General features: G+C 65.1%; 20 protein-coding genes and 1 tRNA gene. 4 read left to right on the forward strand and 17 right to left on the reverse strand.

The window, feature by feature from the left end:
* Positions 1–391: 391 nt before the first annotated feature.
* The 8 genes from J4D28_RS24525 to J4D28_RS24560 form a co-directional block, all read right to left on the reverse strand.
* The gene (locus J4D28_RS24525) at positions 392–703 is read right to left on the reverse strand and encodes a RebB family R body protein (protein ID WP_009046382.1); all 312 of its coding nucleotides are present in this window, start codon (positions 701–703) and stop codon (positions 392–394) included.
* A 50-nt stretch (positions 704–753) separates the two neighbouring features.
* A complete protein-coding gene (locus J4D28_RS24530) occupies positions 754–1,068 on the reverse strand; it encodes a RebB family R body protein (protein WP_009046381.1) in 315 nt (104 codons plus the stop codon).
* Between the two features lie 84 nt (positions 1,069–1,152).
* A complete protein-coding gene (locus J4D28_RS24535) occupies positions 1,153–1,617 on the reverse strand; it encodes a hypothetical protein (protein ID WP_009046380.1) in 465 nt (154 codons plus the stop codon).
* 34 nt (positions 1,618–1,651) lie between these two features.
* Positions 1,652–2,254: a hypothetical protein gene (locus J4D28_RS24540; RefSeq protein WP_016705019.1), complete on the reverse strand. Its 603-nt coding sequence runs from the start codon at positions 2,252–2,254 to the stop codon at positions 1,652–1,654.
* Between the two features lie 137 nt (positions 2,255–2,391).
* Positions 2,392–3,099 carry a hypothetical protein gene (locus J4D28_RS24545; protein ID WP_028681524.1) on the reverse strand — a complete coding sequence of 236 codons (708 nt, stop codon included), beginning with the start codon at positions 3,097–3,099 and terminating at the stop codon, positions 2,392–2,394.
* An 18-nt stretch (positions 3,100–3,117) separates the two neighbouring features.
* Entirely contained in the window at positions 3,118–3,345 is a 228-nt protein-coding gene (locus J4D28_RS24550) for a RebB family R body protein (protein WP_007930328.1), read from the reverse strand.
* 119 nt (positions 3,346–3,464) lie between these two features.
* Complete coding sequence (locus J4D28_RS24555; protein WP_028681523.1) at positions 3,465–3,995, reverse strand: RNA polymerase sigma factor; 531 nt, start codon at positions 3,993–3,995, stop codon at positions 3,465–3,467.
* A gap of 89 nt (positions 3,996–4,084) precedes the next feature.
* Positions 4,085–4,777: a Crp/Fnr family transcriptional regulator gene (locus tag J4D28_RS24560; protein WP_016705018.1), complete on the reverse strand. Its 693-nt coding sequence runs from the start codon at positions 4,775–4,777 to the stop codon at positions 4,085–4,087.
* Between the two features lie 254 nt (positions 4,778–5,031).
* Here J4D28_RS24560 and J4D28_RS24565 point away from each other — a divergent pair.
* From J4D28_RS24565 to J4D28_RS24580, 4 genes are all read left to right on the forward strand, one after another.
* A tRNA-Arg gene (locus J4D28_RS24565) sits at positions 5,032–5,108 on the forward strand.
* 119 nt (positions 5,109–5,227) lie between these two features.
* A complete protein-coding gene (locus J4D28_RS24570) occupies positions 5,228–6,091 on the forward strand; it encodes a hypothetical protein (protein ID WP_103331590.1) in 864 nt (287 codons plus the stop codon).
* Positions 6,075–6,539 carry a hypothetical protein gene (locus J4D28_RS24575; RefSeq protein WP_041985295.1) on the forward strand — a complete coding sequence of 155 codons (465 nt, stop codon included), beginning with the start codon at positions 6,075–6,077 and terminating at the stop codon, positions 6,537–6,539. The genes J4D28_RS24570 and J4D28_RS24575 overlap by 17 nt, the downstream gene beginning before the upstream one ends.
* Positions 6,540–6,656: 117 nt before the next feature.
* Complete coding sequence (locus J4D28_RS24580; RefSeq protein ID WP_009046373.1) at positions 6,657–7,208, forward strand: hypothetical protein; 552 nt, start codon at positions 6,657–6,659, stop codon at positions 7,206–7,208.
* Positions 7,209–7,220: 12 nt separating this feature from the next.
* Here J4D28_RS24580 and J4D28_RS24585 read toward each other — a convergent pair whose 3' ends face one another.
* The 9 genes from J4D28_RS24585 to pgaA all read right to left on the reverse strand — a co-directional run bounded on the left by J4D28_RS24585 (position 7,221) and on the right by pgaA (position 17,797).
* A complete protein-coding gene (locus J4D28_RS24585; protein WP_009046372.1) occupies positions 7,221–7,412 on the reverse strand; it encodes a hypothetical protein in 192 nt (63 codons plus the stop codon).
* A gap of 81 nt (positions 7,413–7,493) precedes the next feature.
* Entirely contained in the window at positions 7,494–8,213 is a 720-nt protein-coding gene (locus J4D28_RS24590) for a hypothetical protein (protein ID WP_028681519.1), read from the reverse strand.
* Positions 8,210–8,791, reverse strand: a complete 582-nt coding sequence (locus J4D28_RS24595; protein WP_028681518.1) for an RNA polymerase sigma factor — start codon at positions 8,789–8,791, stop codon at positions 8,210–8,212. The genes J4D28_RS24590 and J4D28_RS24595 overlap by 4 nt, the downstream gene beginning before the upstream one ends.
* 37 nt (positions 8,792–8,828) lie before the next feature.
* Positions 8,829–10,580 carry a VWA domain-containing protein gene (locus tag J4D28_RS24600; protein WP_103331589.1) on the reverse strand — a complete coding sequence of 584 codons (1,752 nt, stop codon included), beginning with the start codon at positions 10,578–10,580 and terminating at the stop codon, positions 8,829–8,831.
* An 87-nt stretch (positions 10,581–10,667) separates the two neighbouring features.
* Entirely contained in the window at positions 10,668–11,234 is a 567-nt protein-coding gene (locus tag J4D28_RS24605; protein WP_103331588.1) for a YbhB/YbcL family Raf kinase inhibitor-like protein, read from the reverse strand.
* Positions 11,235–11,480: 246 nt separating this feature from the next.
* Complete coding sequence (gene pgaD / locus J4D28_RS24610; RefSeq protein WP_028681516.1) at positions 11,481–11,957, reverse strand: poly-beta-1,6-N-acetyl-D-glucosamine biosynthesis protein PgaD; 477 nt, start codon at positions 11,955–11,957, stop codon at positions 11,481–11,483.
* Positions 11,957–13,306, reverse strand: a complete 1,350-nt coding sequence (gene pgaC / locus J4D28_RS24615; RefSeq protein ID WP_103331586.1) for a poly-beta-1,6-N-acetyl-D-glucosamine synthase — start codon at positions 13,304–13,306, stop codon at positions 11,957–11,959. Before pgaC ends, pgaD begins: the two co-directional genes overlap by 1 nt.
* 3 nt (positions 13,307–13,309) lie before the next feature.
* Positions 13,310–15,307, reverse strand: a complete 1,998-nt coding sequence (gene pgaB / locus J4D28_RS24620) for a poly-beta-1,6-N-acetyl-D-glucosamine N-deacetylase PgaB (RefSeq protein WP_028681515.1) — start codon at positions 15,305–15,307, stop codon at positions 13,310–13,312.
* Between the two features lie 12 nt (positions 15,308–15,319).
* Positions 15,320–17,797: a poly-beta-1,6 N-acetyl-D-glucosamine export porin PgaA gene (gene pgaA / locus J4D28_RS24625; protein ID WP_103331585.1), complete on the reverse strand. Its 2,478-nt coding sequence runs from the start codon at positions 17,795–17,797 to the stop codon at positions 15,320–15,322.
* Positions 17,798–18,023 lie beyond the last annotated feature (226 nt).

Here is an 18,023-nt window from a genome sequence, read left to right on the forward strand (position 1 = left end):
TCAGGAAAAACTGTTACCGGGCTCAAGCACAGAAATAGCGCCTATCAGAATAGACGGGCGGGTCGGCTCTCAGACAAGAGCGTTTGAAATCTCAAACGAATCCTAGGGTCAACCGGGGGACAGGGCAATAGGCTGTTCGAAAAAAAGAACGAAAACGCCGCTTTGGCAGAATCTTTCGGATCAACGACACCGCCCCGGCGGTTGGGGGCAGATGCCCCCTGTAGGAGCGAGCTTGCTCGCGATGGCGGCCTGACGGTCGACATGGGTGTCGAATGGGCGTCCTTTATCGCGAGCACGCTCGCTCCTACAGGGGATTGGGGTTGGGCTGGCGTTGCGCAAACGCAAAAAACCCCGCAGCCGGAAGGCTGCGGGGTTTTCTCAGGGCCAGGTCTTAAGTGAACGACTTGAGCACTGTCAGCAGGCTGGTGAGGTTGTCGCCCACACCGCCCTGGGCCACTTTTTCGGTAGCCGAGGCGCCGGCGGTGGTGTCGACACTGTAGATCTGCATCACGCCCTGGTTGGTGGCCGCCTGGGCCAGGGTGTTTTGCTGTTGCTGGGCCGAGACCGAGTTCTGGAACAGGATCGCTACGGATTGCCCCATTGACTGGTAGATGGTGCCCATCGACATGGCCGGCGCTTCGGCCACGACCTTGACGTTGGTCTGGGTGACGGCATCGGTGATTTGCGGACTGACTGTACTCATAGATGAAACTCCTTATTAAGAAAAAACAACTTCCGTTAGCGTTCGCCCGATCAAGGGTTGAACGACTTGAGGATCGTCAGCAGGCTGGTCAGGTTATCGGCCACGCCGCCCTGGGCGACTTTTTCAGTCGCCGCCGCGCCGGCGGTGGTATCGACGCTGTAGATCTGCATCACGCCCTGGTTGGTGGCCGCCTGGGCCAGGGTGTTTTGCTGCTGCTGCGCAGAAACGGAGTTCTGGAACAGGATCGCCGTGGCCTGGGCCATGGACTGGTAGATGGTGCTCATGGCCATCGCTGGCGCTTCAGCCACCACTTTGACGTTGGTCTGGGTGACCGCGTCGGTAATTTGCTCGTTGACTAATGGCATGGTTCAACTTCCTTTGTTAGTACACGGCGGGTTCCGTGTTAATCAATGAACGTGGCAAAACACAGGCTGTGAATACGCAATCGCTCAATGCTCCGCCGGGGCGCCGGCTGGCTGGCCGAGACGGGAAATCACCGCCTCGACCTGCTCGACCAGCCCCTGCATCCGCGCCTGGACGGCCGCATTGACAGCCTGCTGGATCAGCTCGGTCTGCTCGGGCGTCAGCGCCTGCGCGGGCTTGGCGCCCGCCTCGGCGGCAGCCGCCTGTTGCTTGGCCGCCAGCCACTGGCGAATCACCGCTTCGCGCTGCTGGGCGCTCTGCTGCAGCGCGCCTTCGCTGGCCTTGGCCTGCGCCATCAACTCGCTGGTGCGCTGCTTCTCGTTGTCGATCAGGTGCTGAGTCTGGGTGAGCACCTGGTCGATGACACCCGTCTGCGGCTGACTGCGCATCCAGGCTTCGAGAATCTGCTTTTCACCCGCGGACAGGCTCAGGTTGAGCGCGTCGGCCAATTGGTAGAGACCCGCGAGCGAGTCCTGGTTTTCCTGGGGCATCTGGATGTCCTCCTTCAGACACGGAGCCGCGCCGCTAAAGCCGCACCTCGATGCCGTCCTGCCAGAAACCGGCGAAGTAGAACTTGCCGTCGCTGTCGCAGGACGAGGCCAGGTCCCAGGGGGTCATGGCGGTGGGACGGGTATCGAAGACCGCGGGCGGCGGTGGCAGCAGGTTGGCGTTGTTGTAGAGGTTGCCGACCTCGTAGCTGTTGGCGACGAATTGCGAACAGAACGAGACGTTGCCGATCGCCACCGACTCGTTGATCCGCGCCTGCAACTCGGGGGTGAACGGGGTGCGCTTGAACACCGACAACGCCGCGTTCCATACGCTGTAGCGGCCACTGATCTGGGTACTGCCGACGTCGCCGTTGAATTGCTCGGCGGCCACCACGGCGGCCCGGGCGAGATCGTCGTCACCGCAGGAATAGACCATCGCCGAGCGCTTGACCGCCTCGCTCGACAGATCGGTCATCTGGATGCCACTGCCGACGCTTTCGATCACACAGGTATCGCTGATCGCGATGGCCGCGTGCACCACGGGCACATTCGGCGAACCGTCGCCGAACATCTTGGCCTTGATCCACTGCCCCGCGCGAATGAACGCGCGGGGAATGCTGGTGGACAGCTTGTCGTCCACTTGGGCTACTGAAAAAACAATATCTCCAGGCTGCATGATGTCGCTCCTCATTAAAGAAAAGTGCGTGTTGAACGTGCTGCTGCACAGTCCCGGAGGGGCTCCGGGACTGGGTGCTCATGACGCCGGGACGGCGTGAATCAGGACGGCGGCGCGCCGCGATTGGCCAGGGTGTTGCTGTACTTGGCGATGCTCTCGTCGATCTTGTCGATGGCGATGCCCGCCGCTGTCGCCTCCAGGGCGCCAGCGGCCGCGGCGACCGCGGCCGCCGCCCCCACCAGCAGGTCGGTGGCCAGGGCACCCAAGGCGTCCTCGGCGGCTTTTTCGGGGTGGTTCTCGACGATGTTTTTCGTCATCTGCTCGAGCAATACCGCCTGGGCCGCCAGCGCCAGCTTGCTGACCCCGTCGAAATAGCCCGCCGCCGATTGCGCGACCAGGCCGGCGGCCTGGCTGATCATCATGTCCGGGGCGATGGCGATCTGCGCCGGGGCATAGCTGAAGGTCTGCGCGTTGGTGAACTCCACCGCCTCGACGATCTGGCTGTTCAGCGCATCGGTGCTGCCGGTCGGCGGCGCCGCGACCTGGACCATCATGTGCTCGTTCATGCGGTCCATCACCGTGCGCGGCGACTTGGCGGGAGTGCTGGGTGGCGGGGAGGTGCCCCTTGTAGTGGAATCAGCAACCTGCGGCCCCGCAGCCGTAGGCTCAGCGGCTTTGGGAGTGCTCGGCTTGGGATTGCTCGGCTCGGTATCGCCTGGCTTGGGATTGGCCGCCTCAGGGTCGGTCGCCGGCGTGGCGTCAGTCTCCGGCTCGGCGGTGGCAGCAGGTTTTTTCTTGAACCAGAACATGAGGTCTCTCCCCAGGCGTCAAGGCTTCTCGCCGATCTGCATGATCAGCGACACAGCCTTGGAGATCACCGCGTTGGAGATCTGATTCAACGCCTGCTGGCTGTTGACCGCATTCTGCAGGGACAGCCCCGCCGAATGACTGGCCACCTGGTACAGCGAGGCAATGGCCTGGGCCGGCGCCTCGGCCACCACCTTGACGTTGGTTTGCGTTACCGCGTCGGTAATCTGGCTGTTGACCTCTGGCATACATCTCTCCTTGATGGAAGACGCCAGCGCAGGCGCGCTGGCGGTGAACTCGTCGGCGGTTTCAGGTGCTCATGAAACAAGAACGCCCGACATCCGCGGCTGTGAATGCAAAAGTGCTGTCAGCGCAGCGCCTCGCGCAGCAACTGCACGCGCTTGCGCGCCAGGGGCTGGGCGATGCCCAACTCGGCGGCGATCTGCGGGTACGGCAGTTCCTCGACAAAACGCATTTCAAACAACCGCCGCTGGAGCACTGGCAACTGCGCCACGCGACTGCCCAGTTGCGTCAGTCGCTCGAACTGCTCGACGTACTCGAGCACCGACAGGCAAGGCGCGGCGAGCAGGGCCTGGTGATCGTGCTCAAGGTCGACCGAATGATCGAACACCTGCCCTTCGCGCTTGCTGCGCCGCAGGCTGTCGAGAAAGACGTGGTCCAGCACCAGAAACAGAAAACCCTGCGGCTCTCGGATGCGTTCCGGGGAACGCCTGAAGAACAGCAGGGCTTTGACGGCCGTGTTGGACAGCCATTCCTGGGCCAGGGCCAGGTTGCCCCTGGCTCGCCGGTTGGCCCGGCGCATCAGCTCGGGGTAGACCGCTCGCCAGCTTGCCTCGAACAACCGATCGACCGCCGCCACTTCACGAAAAGATCCCATCGCCAGCACTCCCTGTGCATTCCTTGATGAGCCGACAGTCTCTGATCGCGCAACAGGCGTTCGCTGTTACCTGGGGAACAGTTGAACAATTAATTCAGCGAGCAAGCCTTGCGCCGCAGATGCTCGACATCGTTGATCACCAGCCGGCCGCTCTGGCAACTGATCACCCCCGAACGCCGCCACAGCTGTAACTGAACATTCAGCTTCGGCCGGCTGGTGTTGAGCATCGCGGCCAGGATGCCCTGGTTGCGCGGCACCGCTGCACAGGTCAGCGGGGCCAGCTCGAAGTCATCGATACTGGCCAGCAGGAACCGCGCCAACCGCGACTCCAGGCGGTGCAGGCAAACCAGTTCGAGCAACTCGAGGACCTTCATCAGGCGCGTCATCAGCAGCATCAGCACCCGCTGCCAGAACAGCGGCTCGTCGTACAGCACCCGGAAATGTCGCCGCCCCAACAGCAGCACCCGGGTCGGGCCACAGGCGAAGGCCGAGGTTTCCCGGGCGTGGCCCTCGATCAGCGCCGACTCGCCCACCACCTGGCCGACGCCGGCGCTGCCGACAATCTGCTCGCGCCCGTCCGGGCCATGAATCACCGAATACACCTGCCCTTCGGCGACCAGCGCGATGAAATCCAGCGCCTCGCTCTTGAGATAGAGCACCTCCCGGTCACTCAGCGAGCGCTCCACGGAATGGGTGGCCACATAATGGATCAATGTGTCCGGCATCCCCCTGAACAGATCGGAGCGTGCCAGCAGAGTCTGACGCAACGAAAAATCGAGCATTACCGCGCCTTTTGAATGCATGCGTTCGCCTTGACTGGTAGGAAATCGCTGCGCCAGCACGCAGCGGTTAGAGCGCTTGAAGCCATAGAGCAAAGCAAACAAAGGGACGTCCGACGGGAGGACTTGTGAATAGGGCGAAGGGGCTTTCGGGTATCGCGAAGGACAAGACAAACAACGAGGCGACGACCAATCATCACGCGAGAAAAAACCGCATGGACGCCCCAAGCCGACATGGGTATGATGTCGCCCGCACTGCACTCGTAGCTCAGCTGGATAGAGTACTGCCCTCCGAAGGCAGGGGTCGTGGGTTCGAATCCCGCCGAGTGCGCCAGCCAGAAACGCAAAAGCCCCAGGTCGCATGGCCTGGGGCTTTTTCGTTTGCATCCGTTGAGTCGATCGAAGAATCACCGAGGTGTGTGCCGACCCACGCCTCGCGGACAGGAGGTCCCGATGCTGCGCCATCCTTTGCTCAACCAGCCTTATCAGCCGGACCTGCGTTCCTGGATCGGCTGTTTCATCGGCTATGACATGCCCCCGGCACTGGATGCAGAGCTGAGCCGCTACGACCCCAACGACCCCGATGATCGCGAACACCTGATCCGCCATTACTGCCTGGCGCACTTCAACGACCGGGAGAATTTCCGTCACCGGCAGCGGTTGGTGGAGGTCCTGCAAGCGGCCCTGGACGATCCGGACTTCGACTTCGAGGAGGTTTGGGAACCCGTTGAAGACGACTACGACTACGATCAATGGCCCACCGGCTGGCCGGCGCAGATCGACGACAGCCGGGACTTCTTCCAGCGCCTGCTCCTGGCGGCCCGGCAGCTGTGGCACGACGACCTGATCCGCGCCCGATTGCCGTCCCTGGCCGAATGCCGGGCGATCCCGGCGCGGGATCGCGGCTCCCGCGACTGGCTGTTCAGCGTCGACAATCCCCAAGCCTGGAAAGCCGTATTCGATGTGGCGGCCACGCCCTACGACCTGCACACCCCGGGCCCACAGTTCCAGGGCGAGCAACTGAGCCTGCAGTTGGCAGGCCCGATGCTGCGCCAGTCCCTGCCATCCACCTGGCCGGCCAGCCAGGCGCTGACCCACTGCCGCCTGGACCTGAAGATCCAGGGCATCAGCGAACTGCACGTCAGCGGCACGCGTTTCGACGGGCGTATGCGTACCCAGCTCACACACTTGCAGCCTGGTTTTTACCTGCGCCTGGACATCGGCTTCGACTGCGTCATCGAATGCGTGGCGCAGTCCGTCGGCATCGCCAACGTCCAGGGCTCACGAGAGGAAGAGCGGCATGAGCAGCAACTTTGAACGGGCCCTGGCGCGCCAGGAAATACCGCAGTTCTTTCGCGGCCAGGGTGAGTACCTGACCCGGGACGGCGATTGGGACGAGCACCTGTTCTGCATCAACTGGCCGGGGATATTCGCCTACCTGCGCGATAACGCCAACGGCGAACAGCAGTTGAGCGCCGGCTTCGAGCTCTATGTGCACAGCATCGAGGAAAGCTTCGAGGACTGCTTCGGCCTGCGGGAAAACCTGTTCGGCTACTACTCGACCCGGGCCCGCTGGGCGCCCGACAGCGCCGACCTGCTGGCGCAGCTGCCAGCCCCTTGCCGACGACGGATAGTCCAGCGCCTGAGCTGGTATCGCTGGCAGCTGGAAAACCACGCCCGGCTGCTGCCGGAGCGAGCCCGGCGCATGGCCGAGGACGGTGCCGCCACCGAGTTCATCGACCTGCCCGCTTCGCCTTACACTTGAATGCGCCTGCTGCCGGTTTAGGTATCTCCGCTCTTTTTTGCGATGATGCCTGCGCGCTGCCCATTACCGAGCAGATACCCGCCTTTTCTCGGCCAGACTCATGGAAGACCCCACACGATGAATATCTCGAACCTTTCCGCTAATACCGCGCCATCGCACCAGGCGCGTTATTACTACGGGCCCAACTACAAGAAAATGACCCTGGCGGGCCTGGTCTTCGGCGGGCTTTCGCTGTTCGCGGTGTTCGGCACACCCAGCGAGAACAACGGCGTGATCCGGCTGCTAGAGGCCCTGGGGCTCAATGGTCATCTGGTCATGCAACTGCTTGGCGTCGTGGGCGTGGCCATGACCGTCGCCGTCGCCGGTGCGCTGATCTTCCTGCGCGGTGCCGGCAATCGTTATGTGGTGCTGACGGACAAGAAGCTGGTGGCCCCGGTCAGCAACTTCAGTTCGAAGATCCGCGAGATTCGCCTGATCAATATCGCGGACGTCGAGCTGGTGGAAGTCTTCAACCAGCGTTTCATCCGCGTCCAGCACAGCGACGGCAAGATGGAACTGGTGGAGAACATGTTCAAGAACCAGGAACTGTTCTACGACTGCTACAAGGCGATTGCCCTGGCCATCGAGGCCAAGGGCCAGAACGTGAAACGCGCGCCCGCCCGCAAGTAAAGGCTCCGGGTTTCAGTCTGGCGTCTGCCGCTTCTGCGTCGACTCATCCTGATCCGCGGCAGGCTGGGCCTGCTGCGGGTCTTCATCTTCTTCCTCGGCCTCGAGCAGAAAGTCCTTGCGACTCTCCTTGATGGCCTGGCGGATATCCGCGCCCTTGGTCGGGCAATTCAACAGTGCAGCGATACGGTCGATGCGTGGCGCCATGGCCAGCCTCTCACTTTCAGGAAACTGGCTCGATAGTGCGCGTTTTCCGGGTGCCAGGCCATTACTTGCGCGCGTTTACCCTCAGGGTTTCTGCAAAGCCTCCAGTCGATCGGCAATCTCCTCGTCGGGGAAGCGCTGTTTCAAGGCAATGATGTACTGGTCGGCGATCTTGTCCTGGCCGGTCTGGCGCAGCCGCAACACCTCACGCAGGGCGTCGTCGAGAATCGACTCCGGCGCCTCGCGCTCGCCCTGCTCCTTGCCCGGAAACGACGCCAGGTGCCCCAGGGACTCATAAGGTTTACCGGCGAAAGCTTCGGTGTCCCGGGTCAGCGGCAGGCCCGCCACGGGGGCGGCGGGAGCGGGCGCCGACAAGGCGCCGCTGGCATGCGGTGTGGTAGCCAACTCGAAGTGGTCCGATGCATCCATGCGTGATTCGGCACGGGCCGACTCTGCGGAGGCTGCAGTGGATTCGGCCTGGCGGCGCGCCAGCTGGGGGGCCGCGGCCTTGGCCATGGGCGCCGGGGCGAGCACCTGGCGGGGCGCAGGCTCTGGAGTGCGCTGCAACACGCCCAGCAACAAGGTCACGCCAAACAGGCCGGCGAACGCCACTTGCCAGCGCGGCTGGCGGCACAGATCGAACCAGCGTTGCCACAGGGAAGGTTTAGGCGCCGGGGCTTCGCGGCGGGCCGTGGCCATGATCAGGGCGTCGAGGCTGGCCGGCGGTTCGCCGTGGCTGTGCTGGCGAATGTGCTCGAGCATGCGCTCTTCTTCGGTGGGCGGAAGCTGTCGGGCGTCAGTCATGTCAGTACCTCCTCGGCCAGGAGCCGACGCAGTTTTTTCAGCGCATAACGGAAACGGCTTTTCACCGTTTCCAGCGGCGTATCGGTAAGGCTGGCGATCTGCGGCAATTCCAGTTCGCCGTGGGCGCGCAGCAGGAATACTTCGCGCTGGTCGGCGGGCAGGTCCTGCAAGGCGGCGTCGATGCGCTGCCGTTCACGGCTCAGGCTCAGGTGCTGTTCCGGGCCGCTGGCGTCATCGGCCAGCTCATGCAACTGCTCGTCGTAGCTGTCGTGCAGCGGGTTGCGCAGGCCGTGCTTGCGCCAGTGGTCGATCAGGCGGTTGCGGGCGATCTGGTACAGCCAGGTGCGAAAACTGGCCCGGCCCTGTGGCGCGCTGCTGGTGCGGATCAGGCTGAGCCAGGTGTCCTGGTAGACCTCGTCGGCCAGCTCGGCCTTGTCGCACAGGCTCAGCAGAAACCGGTACAGCCCCTGGCGATGGCGTTGGTAGAGGACCTCGAAGGCAGCGCTGTCACCCGCGCGATAACGCGCCAGCAGCGTTTCGTCGCTGCTGGCGGGTCCTGACCGGTTCACCGCAGGCATGGTCGTGCTGAACTCCTTCTGGTGGTGGGTCATGACGTTACTCACGGCGGCTCAAGGCCTCCCCGGAGCGTCCCGGTTGATCCGCCGGAGCGGCAGTCTGCAGGCTCTGCGCCAGTTCCACCAGTTGCACGAACTCGCCACGCAGGCCGAAACGGTCTTCGCCCTTGGCGCCGCGGGCCAGGGCGACGGTGTCCTTGAGGCCGAAGTCGCCGGTGTAGCGACCGTCCTTGAGCTGCTGGGCGAACGCCGCCACGGCTGCGGAAAATCTTAGATCATCGCTGGCCTGGGCAAGTTTGCCATGCTGCTGCGAAGCCAGGATCGGCCGCTCGATCAGCCGGCTGCTGCCGCCTTGCGGGGCCTGGTAGCGCACCCGCAGCATGGCCAGTTCGTCGCCCTTGCTGTTCGATTCCGACGACGCCTGGGCCTGGCCATAACGCAGCGGCTCCAGCCAGCCCTGCTCGCCCTTGGGCACGATTTCATACAGCGCGGTGACCGTATGCCCGGCGCCGATCTCGCCGGCATCGACCTTGTCGTTGTTGAAGTCCTCGCGTTTCAGCGCGCGGTTCTCGTAGCCCAGCAGGCGATATTCGCTGACCTGGGCCGGATTGAATTCCACCTGCAGCTTCACGTCCTTGGCCACCACCGCCAGGGTCGAGCCGAGCTGGTCCACCAGGACCTTGCGCGCCTCGCGCAGGTTGTCGATGTAGGCGTAGTTGCCATCGCCGGCGTCGGCCAGTTGCTCCATCAGGTGCTCGTTGTAGTTGTCCACGCCAAAGCCGAGGGTGGTCAGCGACACACCGCTTTTACGCTGCTCGACGGCCATCTGCTTGAGGCGGTCGAAGTCGCTGATGCCAACGTTGAAGTCACCGTCGGTGGCCAGCAGGATGCGGTTGATGCCGTTCTTGATGAAGCCCTGGCGGGCCATCTGGTACGCCAGCTGGATGCCCGAGGCGCCGGCGGTGGAACCGCCCGCCGTCAGTTGCTCGATGGCGTTGCGGATCTTCGCCTTGTCGCGCCCGGAAGTGGGCTCCAGCACCACCCGCGATTCACCGGCATACACCACCAGCGACACCCGGTCCTGCTCGCGCAACTGGTCGACCAGCAGCTTGAGGGTGCTTTGCACCAGCGGCAGGCCCTCGCGGCGATCCATGGAGCCGGAGACGTCCACCAGGAACACCAGGTTGGCCGGCGCCAACTCGGCAACGGTGCGATCCGAAGCCTTGATGCCGATGCGCAGCAGGCGGATGTGGGGGTTCCAGGGCGACGGCGCGATCTCGGTGGTCACGCCAAACGGCGAACCATCGCCGGGCAGGGCGTAATCGTAGGGGAAGTAATTGACCAGTTCTTCCAGGCGCACCGCGCCTTGCGGCGGCAGGCTGCCCTGGTTGAGCAGGCGCCGGACGTTGGCGTAGGCGCCGGTATCGACGTCGACGCTGAAGGTCGAGACCGGGGCCTGCGCCACGCTCTGGATCGGGTTGTCCGGCAAGTTCTGGTACTGCTCCCGCGGCTCGGCGCGATAGCCGGCGGGCAGCGATTCGCGCGTCATCATCGAGGTGTGCAGGGGCGTCGGGGCGAGCGCCTTGGCGTTGTTGTATCCGGCCAGGATCACATCGGCGCGCTGGGCCTCGCTCGGCGAGGGCGCGGCGGCCTGGGGTGCGACCGCGCCCTCGACGGGCAAGGCTGCGCCCCGGGTATCCGGCGCGGACGGGCCGCAACCGGCCATGGCCAACAGCAACCCGGCGGCGCACCCTTGAACGGCGGGGCGAAGGTAGTACGGAGGAAGGAACATGGGGGCTGACCTCGGGAAAAATTGATCCATTCCCCCCTTCAGACGAAGCCCCTGGGCGATTCGGGTTAAGCCCCGGAAATTTTTTTCTTAGCGCAGGTAGCGCCGCACCACGCTGCTGTTACGCAGCACGTGGCCGTTGATCTTCTCCAGCAGCTGGGCACGGGTCAGGCCGGCCGGCAAGGCGTCAGGCGCCAGCTCCAGGGCGTAGATCTGGATGATGTAGTGGTGCGCGCTGTCGCCCACCGGCGGGCACGGGCCGACGTAGGTGGTGGTGCCTTTGCTGTTGGTGCCGCCCAGCCCTTCCAGGGTGCCCTTGGCCCCCGCGCCCGCGGCGATCTGCCGGGTCGTGGCCTTGATCCCGTAATGCACCCAGTGATCGATACCCTGGCCTTTGGCGCCGTCCGGGTCGTGCATCACGATGGCGTAGCTGCGGGTGCCTTCGGGGCCGGCGGTCCAGGCCAGGGCCGGCGACAGGTTATGCCCGCCACAGCCCTTGGCATCGCTGGCGCTGGCCGGGGTGAACAGGCGGTTGTCCGAGACACCGGGCACGTTCAGGGTGAAACGCTCCTGGGCCTGGGCCTGGGCCGGCAACTGCAGGCACAGCAGGACGGCGCTGGCGGCCAGCCAGGTATTGAGAGAAGCAAAACGGGACATACGCGAGCACCTTCTGCGAATGGGTTCATCGGAGCCTGGAAACAGGAGCCTGGAGACTATAGCTGCGCGACGAAGCGTCGCGCTTGGAGCTTGGAGCTTGGAGCTTGGAGCTTGGAGCTTGGAGGCTGATTGAGCTTGAGCCGCAGCCGCTTGTAAACGAAAAAACCCCGGTTTTTTTCAGCTCCGGGGCTTTTTTCGACGGCAACCGGGATTGTTACCCGGTCGCCCTGACCCTGCCACCTTCAATCAGCGTTGCACGGCATCCGCCAGCAACGGCGCATGCGGTGCACGTTCGGCGTTGAGGCGCATGAAGCCGGTGGTGACAAGGCTGATGCCGCCCTCCTCGTCGTTGTGCACCGTCATGGTTCCGGGCTGGCGCATGCGCGCAAAGTTGGCGGCGCTGAGCTTGAAGCTTTCGCTCAGGCGCCGGTCGTCCACCGCCGGCGACGGCAGGCGGCGCCGGGCAAAGCTTTTGCTCTTGCGCTGCTGGTAACGCGCCCAGAGGATCAGCACGGCGGCGTTGAGCAGGGCCACCCACAGGTAGATCTGCAAGGTGCCGAGCGCCTCGAGCACGCCGATTTCGATGCGCGGGCCGTCGTGGGTGTCGATCAGCGGCCACAGGCCGCGTACCAGCAGGTACACCAGGCCGATCCAGGCCAGCACGGTGAACGCCGCATCGACGAGCACCAGCACTGGGCGTTGACGGGTTCTGATGATCTTCATCAGCGAGCCTCCTCTTCATCATCTATGGGCTTGATGCCACGGTCGGGGCTGACCCAGCGCGCACGCTTCTGGTGTTGGCTGAACAGCACCTTGGGGAAACTGACAAGGGTGGTGAACAGGCTGACGAGCCAGAACACCAGGGGGTACCAGACCACCCAGAACATGGTCTTGCCCAAGCCCTTTTCATAGCGGCGGTCGATCAGGATGCTGACCGCGAACTGCAGCAGGCAGACCATCGCCAGCACCAGCCCGGTGAAGGCCGGCGGCATCAGGCGGTCGACGGCGATGGCCTCGGGCATGACGATGAACTTGCCGACGCCCCAGAAGATCACCGACAGCAGGAAGGTGAAGGCCCAGCCGGTGGACAGGCAGTATTCGAACAGCAGCGGCCACAGGTAGCGGTGGCGCCATTGCCAGATCCCGCGGATGTTCTTGAACAGCACCTCGGCGCCGCCCTGGGCCCAGCGCAAGCGCTGCTTCCACAGGCCGTGCAGGGTTTCCGGCATGAGGATCCAGCACAGCGCCCGTGGCTCGTAGAAGATGCTCCAGTGATCGAGTTGCAGCTTCCAGCTGATGTCGATGTCTTCGGTGATCATGTCCGGGCTCCAGTAGCCGACCCGGTGCAGGGCCGAGCGGCGGAAGGCGACAATCACCCCGGAGACTGTGAAGATCCGCCCGAACACCCGCTGGGTGCGCTTGATCAGGCCGATGATCGAGGAGAACTCGCCCACCTGGACCCGGCCCACCAGGGTCGAGCGGGTACGGATCCGCGGGTTGCCGGTCACCGCGCCCAGGCGCGCATTCTCCAGCAGCGGCGCCACCAGGTAGGCCGCAGTGTTCGGCGCCAGCAGCGCATCACCGTCGATGCACACCAGGTATTCGCTGCGCGCCGCCACGGCACCCATGCGCAGGGCCACGGCCTTGCCCTGGTTTTGGGCCAGGTGCATCACCCGCAGCCGTGGATCCTCCAGCGCCAGGGCGTCCAGCACTTGCGCGGTGTTGTCCTTGGAGCCGTCGTTGATCGCGATGACTTCGATGTTCGGGTAGTGCTGGGCCAGCGCCGCGTGGATGGTGTCCGCCGCGTTGTCGCCCTCGTTGTAGCAAGGGATCAGGATGCTGATCAGCGGCTCGCCCGCCAGCGCCGGCGGCAAGGTGTCGTCCTTCCAGGGCCAGTGGCGTTCCCAGTGCAGCCAGAAGTACAGGCCGCCGGCGATCCACAGGCCGGACATGAACAGCGGGTAGAAGAACACGAAGTCCATCAGGAACTGGCCGGTCACCAGGAAGATCAGGCCCAGCGGCACACCGAGGACAATCGCCAGAACGAGCAGGGCTAGCAGTCGATCCAACATGATTTAAGGATTCCACTTGGTGGAGAGCGCAGGACGGATGGTTTTCAGGTCCGGCGAGTTCTCGAGAAAGTTATCCGGGTAGTAGCCGAAACTGGTCGCGCCCTGGCGCTTGAGTCGGCCCATCCAGTCGGCCATCTGCGCGGCGTCGATATCGCTCGCCGGTTTTTGTGCCCAGTCCCGGGCCTGCAGTTCGAAGACGGTACGGTTGAGCGCGCCGGGGCGTGCCTTGACCGTGGCCACCAGTTGCTCCAGCCAGGCGCCGGAAGCCTTGCGCTGCTGGCCCTCCATCAACGGCATGGCCATCGGCGCGGTCCAGTCGTAGTTGGCGAGGAAGTCGTCGAGGTTCTGGGCGAACCAGGCTTCGCTCTGCGGGTTGAGCATCGGCTCGGCGAACAGGTTGCGCGCGGTCAGCACCTGCGGCCCGCGGATCGCCTTGACCTTGGCGGTCAGCTCATGGGTGAAGTCGATCAGGTAGCGGCTCTTGAAGCGGGTCCAGCGCTGCAGGGTCGCCGGATCGGCGCGCAAGGCGGCGATCGAACCGGGCAGGCCGTTGGCGGCGTAGGTGCGCAGCGCTTCGGGGCTGGCGTCTTCGAAGTCGGAGAGCACCGCGTCGTCGTGGTAGAGGATGCCGTCCACCGAGGTCAGGCGCGCCACGTCCTCGTAGATCTCACCGATGATGCGTCGCACCTTCGGGTCGAACGGCGACAGGCGCCGGTACTGGTCGGGGTCGGCCGCGACCTGACCGGTTTCCGGGTCCCAGCGGGTCACGCGCGGCAGGCTCGGGTCGAGGGCGAAACTCAGCACCGGCATCCAGGCGAAGACCTTGACGTTGGCCCGGGTGCGCAGTTGCCAGGCGACCCGATCGAAGATGTCGGCGCGCACCGGCAGGTGACGGTTGGCGAAGTACAGCGAGTGCACCAGGCCATCGCCCTTGGGGTCGGCGAAGGCTTGCAGGAACACGGTATTCACGCCCAGGTCGGCCATGCGCTGGACCAGCTTGCCGAGGTTGATTTCCTGCTGCTGCGGGTCCGGGTCGTAGACGTTGTCCAGGTCGACATGGGCCACGCGCATCGGGTTGCTGGCTTCGACGCCGACGATGCTGTTGGAGAAGTGGATGCCATCCGGGTCCGAGGACACCAGGAACCGCGGGCTGCTCATCAGGTTGTCGAGGGCATCGAGGCCGTCGTCGAGGGTCAGGGCCATGTCGTAGCCCTGCTCGCCCACCACCCGCAGCGCGGTGCCGTCGGCGGCGCCGTAGGGCCAGACCCAGACGCGCGGGCTGTAGCCGGTGGCGGCGCGGATTTTTTTCGAAATGGCCGCCACGTCGCTGCGCAGGCGCGCCTCGAACTCGGCCTCGCTTTCATAGCGCCCGCTGCTGGCGTCATAACGCCGGGTGGCGGCGGCCGGTTGCAGGTTGCCCTGGGGGTTGGCCAGCACGCCCTTGTGGTTGGCATCGGTGTGGGCGGCGATTTCCACCAGGCCGGAACGGGAAATCTCGCGGACCTGCTGCCAGGTCAGGAAGTCCGAGCGCTTGCGCGGGGTGCCGGCAAAGTCCACCGGCTGGTTCAGCGGGGTATCGACCCACGCCCCCACCGGCGCCAGCAGGGCATGCCAGTTGTAGCTGCGCAGCACCGGCAGCACGCGGGTGTAGAAGCTCGCATAACCGTCGTCGAAGCTCAGCAGCACGGCCTTGGCCGGCAGCTCGGGGCCGCCTTTGCGCGCCGCCATGATCTGGTCCACGGTGACCGGCTGGTAGCCGTTCTCGCGCAGCCAGGCCAGCTGTTCGATCAAGCGTTCGGTGCGCACGGCCACCACCGCCTGGTCGGGGTCGCGGTCTTCGACGTCGTGGTAGGCAATGCCCAGCACGTGGTTTTTCGGCCACGGGGTTTCGCTGGCGGGCACCGGGCGCTGCGCCGGCGGCAGGAAATCCGCGGCGGGCTGGGCGCAGGCGCTGAGAATCAGGGCTCCCAGCAGGAGGATGCAACGGGTCATCGGAGGCATCTTCGGACTCTTCTAGAAGCGATAGGTAAGGTCGAGGAGCAGGCGCAGGTCGGTTTCCCGGTCGCCGTCGTAAGGCCGGTTGAGCACGCTCAGGGCGGCCCCGGCTTCGAACACGTCATTCCAGGTCACGCGCTGGCCATAGCTGAGCAGGCCGATCGCCCCGGTGGAGTAATCGCGCTGGCTGTAGGTACCGGCGCCCACCTGGAACTGCTGGCTCCAGGAGGTTTCGTAGCGGTGATAGAGCACGTGGTTGACGTTCACCGTCGGCAGCACCGTGAAGTCCGACCTGGGGTTGAAGTAGGGCGTGTCTTCCTTGGTGTTGCGGCTGGCGCCGACTTCCAGGCCCAGGTCGACCTGCACGTGCGGCGTGGCATAGACACCCTCGCGACCGGTGAGCAGGGCCTCGAAACGGTTGTTGCCGTCGCTGAAATGCGAGGGGCTCAGGGCCAGCCGCCATTCACGGCTCTCGTTGGCCCGCCAGCGCAGGAACGCGCTGCCGCCATTGGCGTAGATGTTGCTGTTGAGCGCCCGCAGCGGGGTATTGGCCGAGAGGTATTCCAGGCTGCCGCCGTACTGCCAGTGATCGTCGATGTCGCGGGCCAGGGACAGCCGCGCGCCCTGCTTGTCGTCGAAGCCGTAGGAGTGGTTGGAGACTTCCGCTTCCAGGGTCATGTCGCGGGTCCGGCGCTCCACGCCGATACGCTGCCAGCGGTGATGCCCGGTGCCTTCCTGGAAGTCGCCGGTGGCATAGCCGAGGCCGCCGAACAGCCGCCAGTCTTCATCGATCGGCGGGCTGTAGAGCACTGTCTCGATGCCGAAATCCTTGCTGCCGGAAACCGCGCCGGCGCCGCTGTTGCCGCCGCCGTAGCTCTTGCCGCCATAGGTTTCGACCCGCAGCTCGGCCATGTCGTGCACTTGGCGCTGGCGGGCCAGGCGCTGCACCTGACGGTTGTCGGGATAACGCTGCACCACGTCGTCGGTCAGGGCATCGAGCTGACGCCATTCCTGCAGGTCCTGGGCGGTGTGGCCCTGGGCGACCTCGAGGCCGACATCGCGCGGCGCCATGCTCTCGGTTTCCTTGAGCAGGCCCTCGGCGCGGCGCGGCCAGTCCCGGGCCTGGTACAGGTTGGCCTGGGCCACGCGCAGGCCGATATTGCCCGGCGCCTGGTCCACCAGGCTGGCCAGGCGCTGCTCGCTGCCCGGCAGGTCGGCGCTGTAGGTGCCGGACTGCGCGGCGAGTTGCTGGGCGTCCATCCATTCATCGTTGGGGTTGCCCACCGGCAAGCCCTTGAGCTCGACCCGCGGCTTCTGGTTCCTGGCCAGGTCGTCGGCGACCTGTTGCGCCTCCTGTGGGCGGTCGCTTTCCAGCAAGGCGTAATACAGCGCGGTGCTGTCTTCGACGCGGTCGCTGACATCGGCATCCGGCGCCGCCAGCACCTGGCGATAGAGGTCGCTGGCGATCTCCGGCTGGCGCTGGTCCAGGTAGGAGGCCGCCACCCAGCGCAGGGCGTAGGTGGGGATGGCCACGTCTTCGGCGGTCAGCTTGTGGTATTGGTCGATCACCTGGGCGGTACGCGCCCGGGCCTTGAGCGCGCCCATGCGGTCGATGCGCCAGCGGGTCACGTCGTCCTTGGCCGCCGGGTCCGGGGTCCAGGTGGCGAGCAACTGGTCGTAATCGGCCAGGGCGCGGTCGGCGATGACATAACGCTCTTTCTCGCTGCGGGTGGCCAGCTCGGCCAGGCGCACACGCTCGGCGGCCAGGTCGCCTTGCAGGCGACGTTCTATGACGGGATCGATCAGCCCCGGGCGCTGGCGGGCCAGGCGCAAGGCCGGTTCCGGCAGGCGCGCCCGTTGCAGGGCGAACAGGTATTCGCGGGCGACTTCCGGCCGGGTGCCGGCGCGGATGAACGCCTGGTCGAACTCGAACAGCGCGTCATACGGCGAACCGGCGCGGGTCAGGGCGTAGCCCAGGGCCAGGCGGCGGGTGGCATCGTCAGGCTTGGCCGCCACCAGCTCGCGGGCGCGGCGCACGGCTTCCTCGGGCTTGCCGGCGTCGGCCTGGGTCAGGGCCAGGCCCAGTTGCAGGTCGGGATTGCGCGGGTCGCGTTCGAGGGCCAGGCGGTAGACCTGGATCGCCGAGTCCCAGCGCTGCAGATTACGGTAGGCACGGGCGGTGGCGGTCAGCGCCTGGATCGGCAGCACCCGGCCACGGGCCTGGGTTTCATAGACATTCACCACCTCGGCGTCAAGGCCGGCCCAGCTGGCGATCTGCAGGTGGTCGCTGACCAGCCCGGTGTTCAGGCGCTCGGCCGGCACCTGGCGCAAATGGCTCAGGGCTGGCGCATAGCTGCCGGCGCGGGCGTCGAGAATCAGGCGGTCGTACGCCGGGTCGGCAAGGGCCAGGGTCGGCCACAGCAATTGGCTGCATAACGCCAGGCGAAACAGCGGTCGCAAACCATAAAGGCGAACGGGGTGAACAATGGGCGGCATTTTCTTCAGCGTCCTTACATGGCTAGCCGGGGTCTTGTGTCCCCCGCCTGATACGTGCCAGGAAGCCGAATCAGATGACTCGGCCAGATTGGGGCGGAGTCTTCCACGCAAGGCTGATGCAGATGCGCAAATGTAATATTTCTTCAGATTCGTTTCTGCCCGAATCCGCGAACGACGTGGCCTGTAGCCATGTTCAGGGAGGCTCTGGGTGGGGGTTCTGCCGTCG

The sequence above is a fragment of the Pseudomonas sp. GW531-T4 genome (assembly GCF_017349615.1).
Classification (GTDB): domain Bacteria; phylum Pseudomonadota; class Gammaproteobacteria; order Pseudomonadales; family Pseudomonadaceae; genus Aquipseudomonas; species Aquipseudomonas chlororaphis_I.

Coding starts and splice junctions, on each gene's coding strand:
- J4D28_RS24550 (WP_007930328.1), bottom strand. CDS start 3,345: ATGCCAGAGGTCAACAGCCAGATTACCGACGCGGTAACGCAAACCAAC.
- J4D28_RS24535 (WP_009046380.1), bottom strand. CDS start 1,617: ATGCCCCAGGAAAACCAGGACTCGCTCGCGGGTCTCTACCAATTGGCC.
- pgaB (WP_028681515.1), bottom strand. CDS start 15,307: ATGCCTCCGATGACCCGTTGCATCCTCCTGCTGGGAGCCCTGATTCTC.
- J4D28_RS24530 (WP_009046381.1), bottom strand. CDS start 1,068: ATGCCATTAGTCAACGAGCAAATTACCGACGCGGTCACCCAGACCAAC.
- J4D28_RS24595 (WP_028681518.1), bottom strand. CDS start 8,791: ATGCCTGCGGTGAACCGGTCAGGACCCGCCAGCAGCGACGAAACGCTG.
- J4D28_RS24545 (WP_028681524.1), bottom strand. CDS start 3,099: ATGTTCTGGTTCAAGAAAAAACCTGCTGCCACCGCCGAGCCGGAGACT.
- J4D28_RS24605 (WP_103331588.1), bottom strand. CDS start 11,234: ATGTCCCGTTTTGCTTCTCTCAATACCTGGCTGGCCGCCAGCGCCGTC.
- J4D28_RS24590 (WP_028681519.1), bottom strand. CDS start 8,213: ATGACTGACGCCCGACAGCTTCCGCCCACCGAAGAAGAGCGCATGCTC.
- J4D28_RS24555 (WP_028681523.1), bottom strand. CDS start 3,995: ATGGGATCTTTTCGTGAAGTGGCGGCGGTCGATCGGTTGTTCGAGGCA.
- pgaC (WP_103331586.1), bottom strand. CDS start 13,306: ATGTTGGATCGACTGCTAGCCCTGCTCGTTCTGGCGATTGTCCTCGGT.
- J4D28_RS24600 (WP_103331589.1), bottom strand. CDS start 10,580: ATGTTCCTTCCTCCGTACTACCTTCGCCCCGCCGTTCAAGGGTGCGCC.
- J4D28_RS24560 (WP_016705018.1), bottom strand. CDS start 4,777: ATGCTCGATTTTTCGTTGCGTCAGACTCTGCTGGCACGCTCCGATCTG.
- pgaA (WP_103331585.1), bottom strand. CDS start 17,797: ATGCCGCCCATTGTTCACCCCGTTCGCCTTTATGGTTTGCGACCGCTG.
- J4D28_RS24575 (WP_041985295.1), top strand. CDS start 6,075: ATGAGCAGCAACTTTGAACGGGCCCTGGCGCGCCAGGAAATACCGCAG.
- pgaD (WP_028681516.1), bottom strand. CDS start 11,957: ATGAAGATCATCAGAACCCGTCAACGCCCAGTGCTGGTGCTCGTCGAT.
- J4D28_RS24570 (WP_103331590.1), top strand. CDS start 5,228: ATGCTGCGCCATCCTTTGCTCAACCAGCCTTATCAGCCGGACCTGCGT.
- J4D28_RS24525 (WP_009046382.1), bottom strand. CDS start 703: ATGAGTACAGTCAGTCCGCAAATCACCGATGCCGTCACCCAGACCAAC.
- J4D28_RS24585 (WP_009046372.1), bottom strand. CDS start 7,412: ATGGCGCCACGCATCGACCGTATCGCTGCACTGTTGAATTGCCCGACC.
- J4D28_RS24580 (WP_009046373.1), top strand. CDS start 6,657: ATGAATATCTCGAACCTTTCCGCTAATACCGCGCCATCGCACCAGGCG.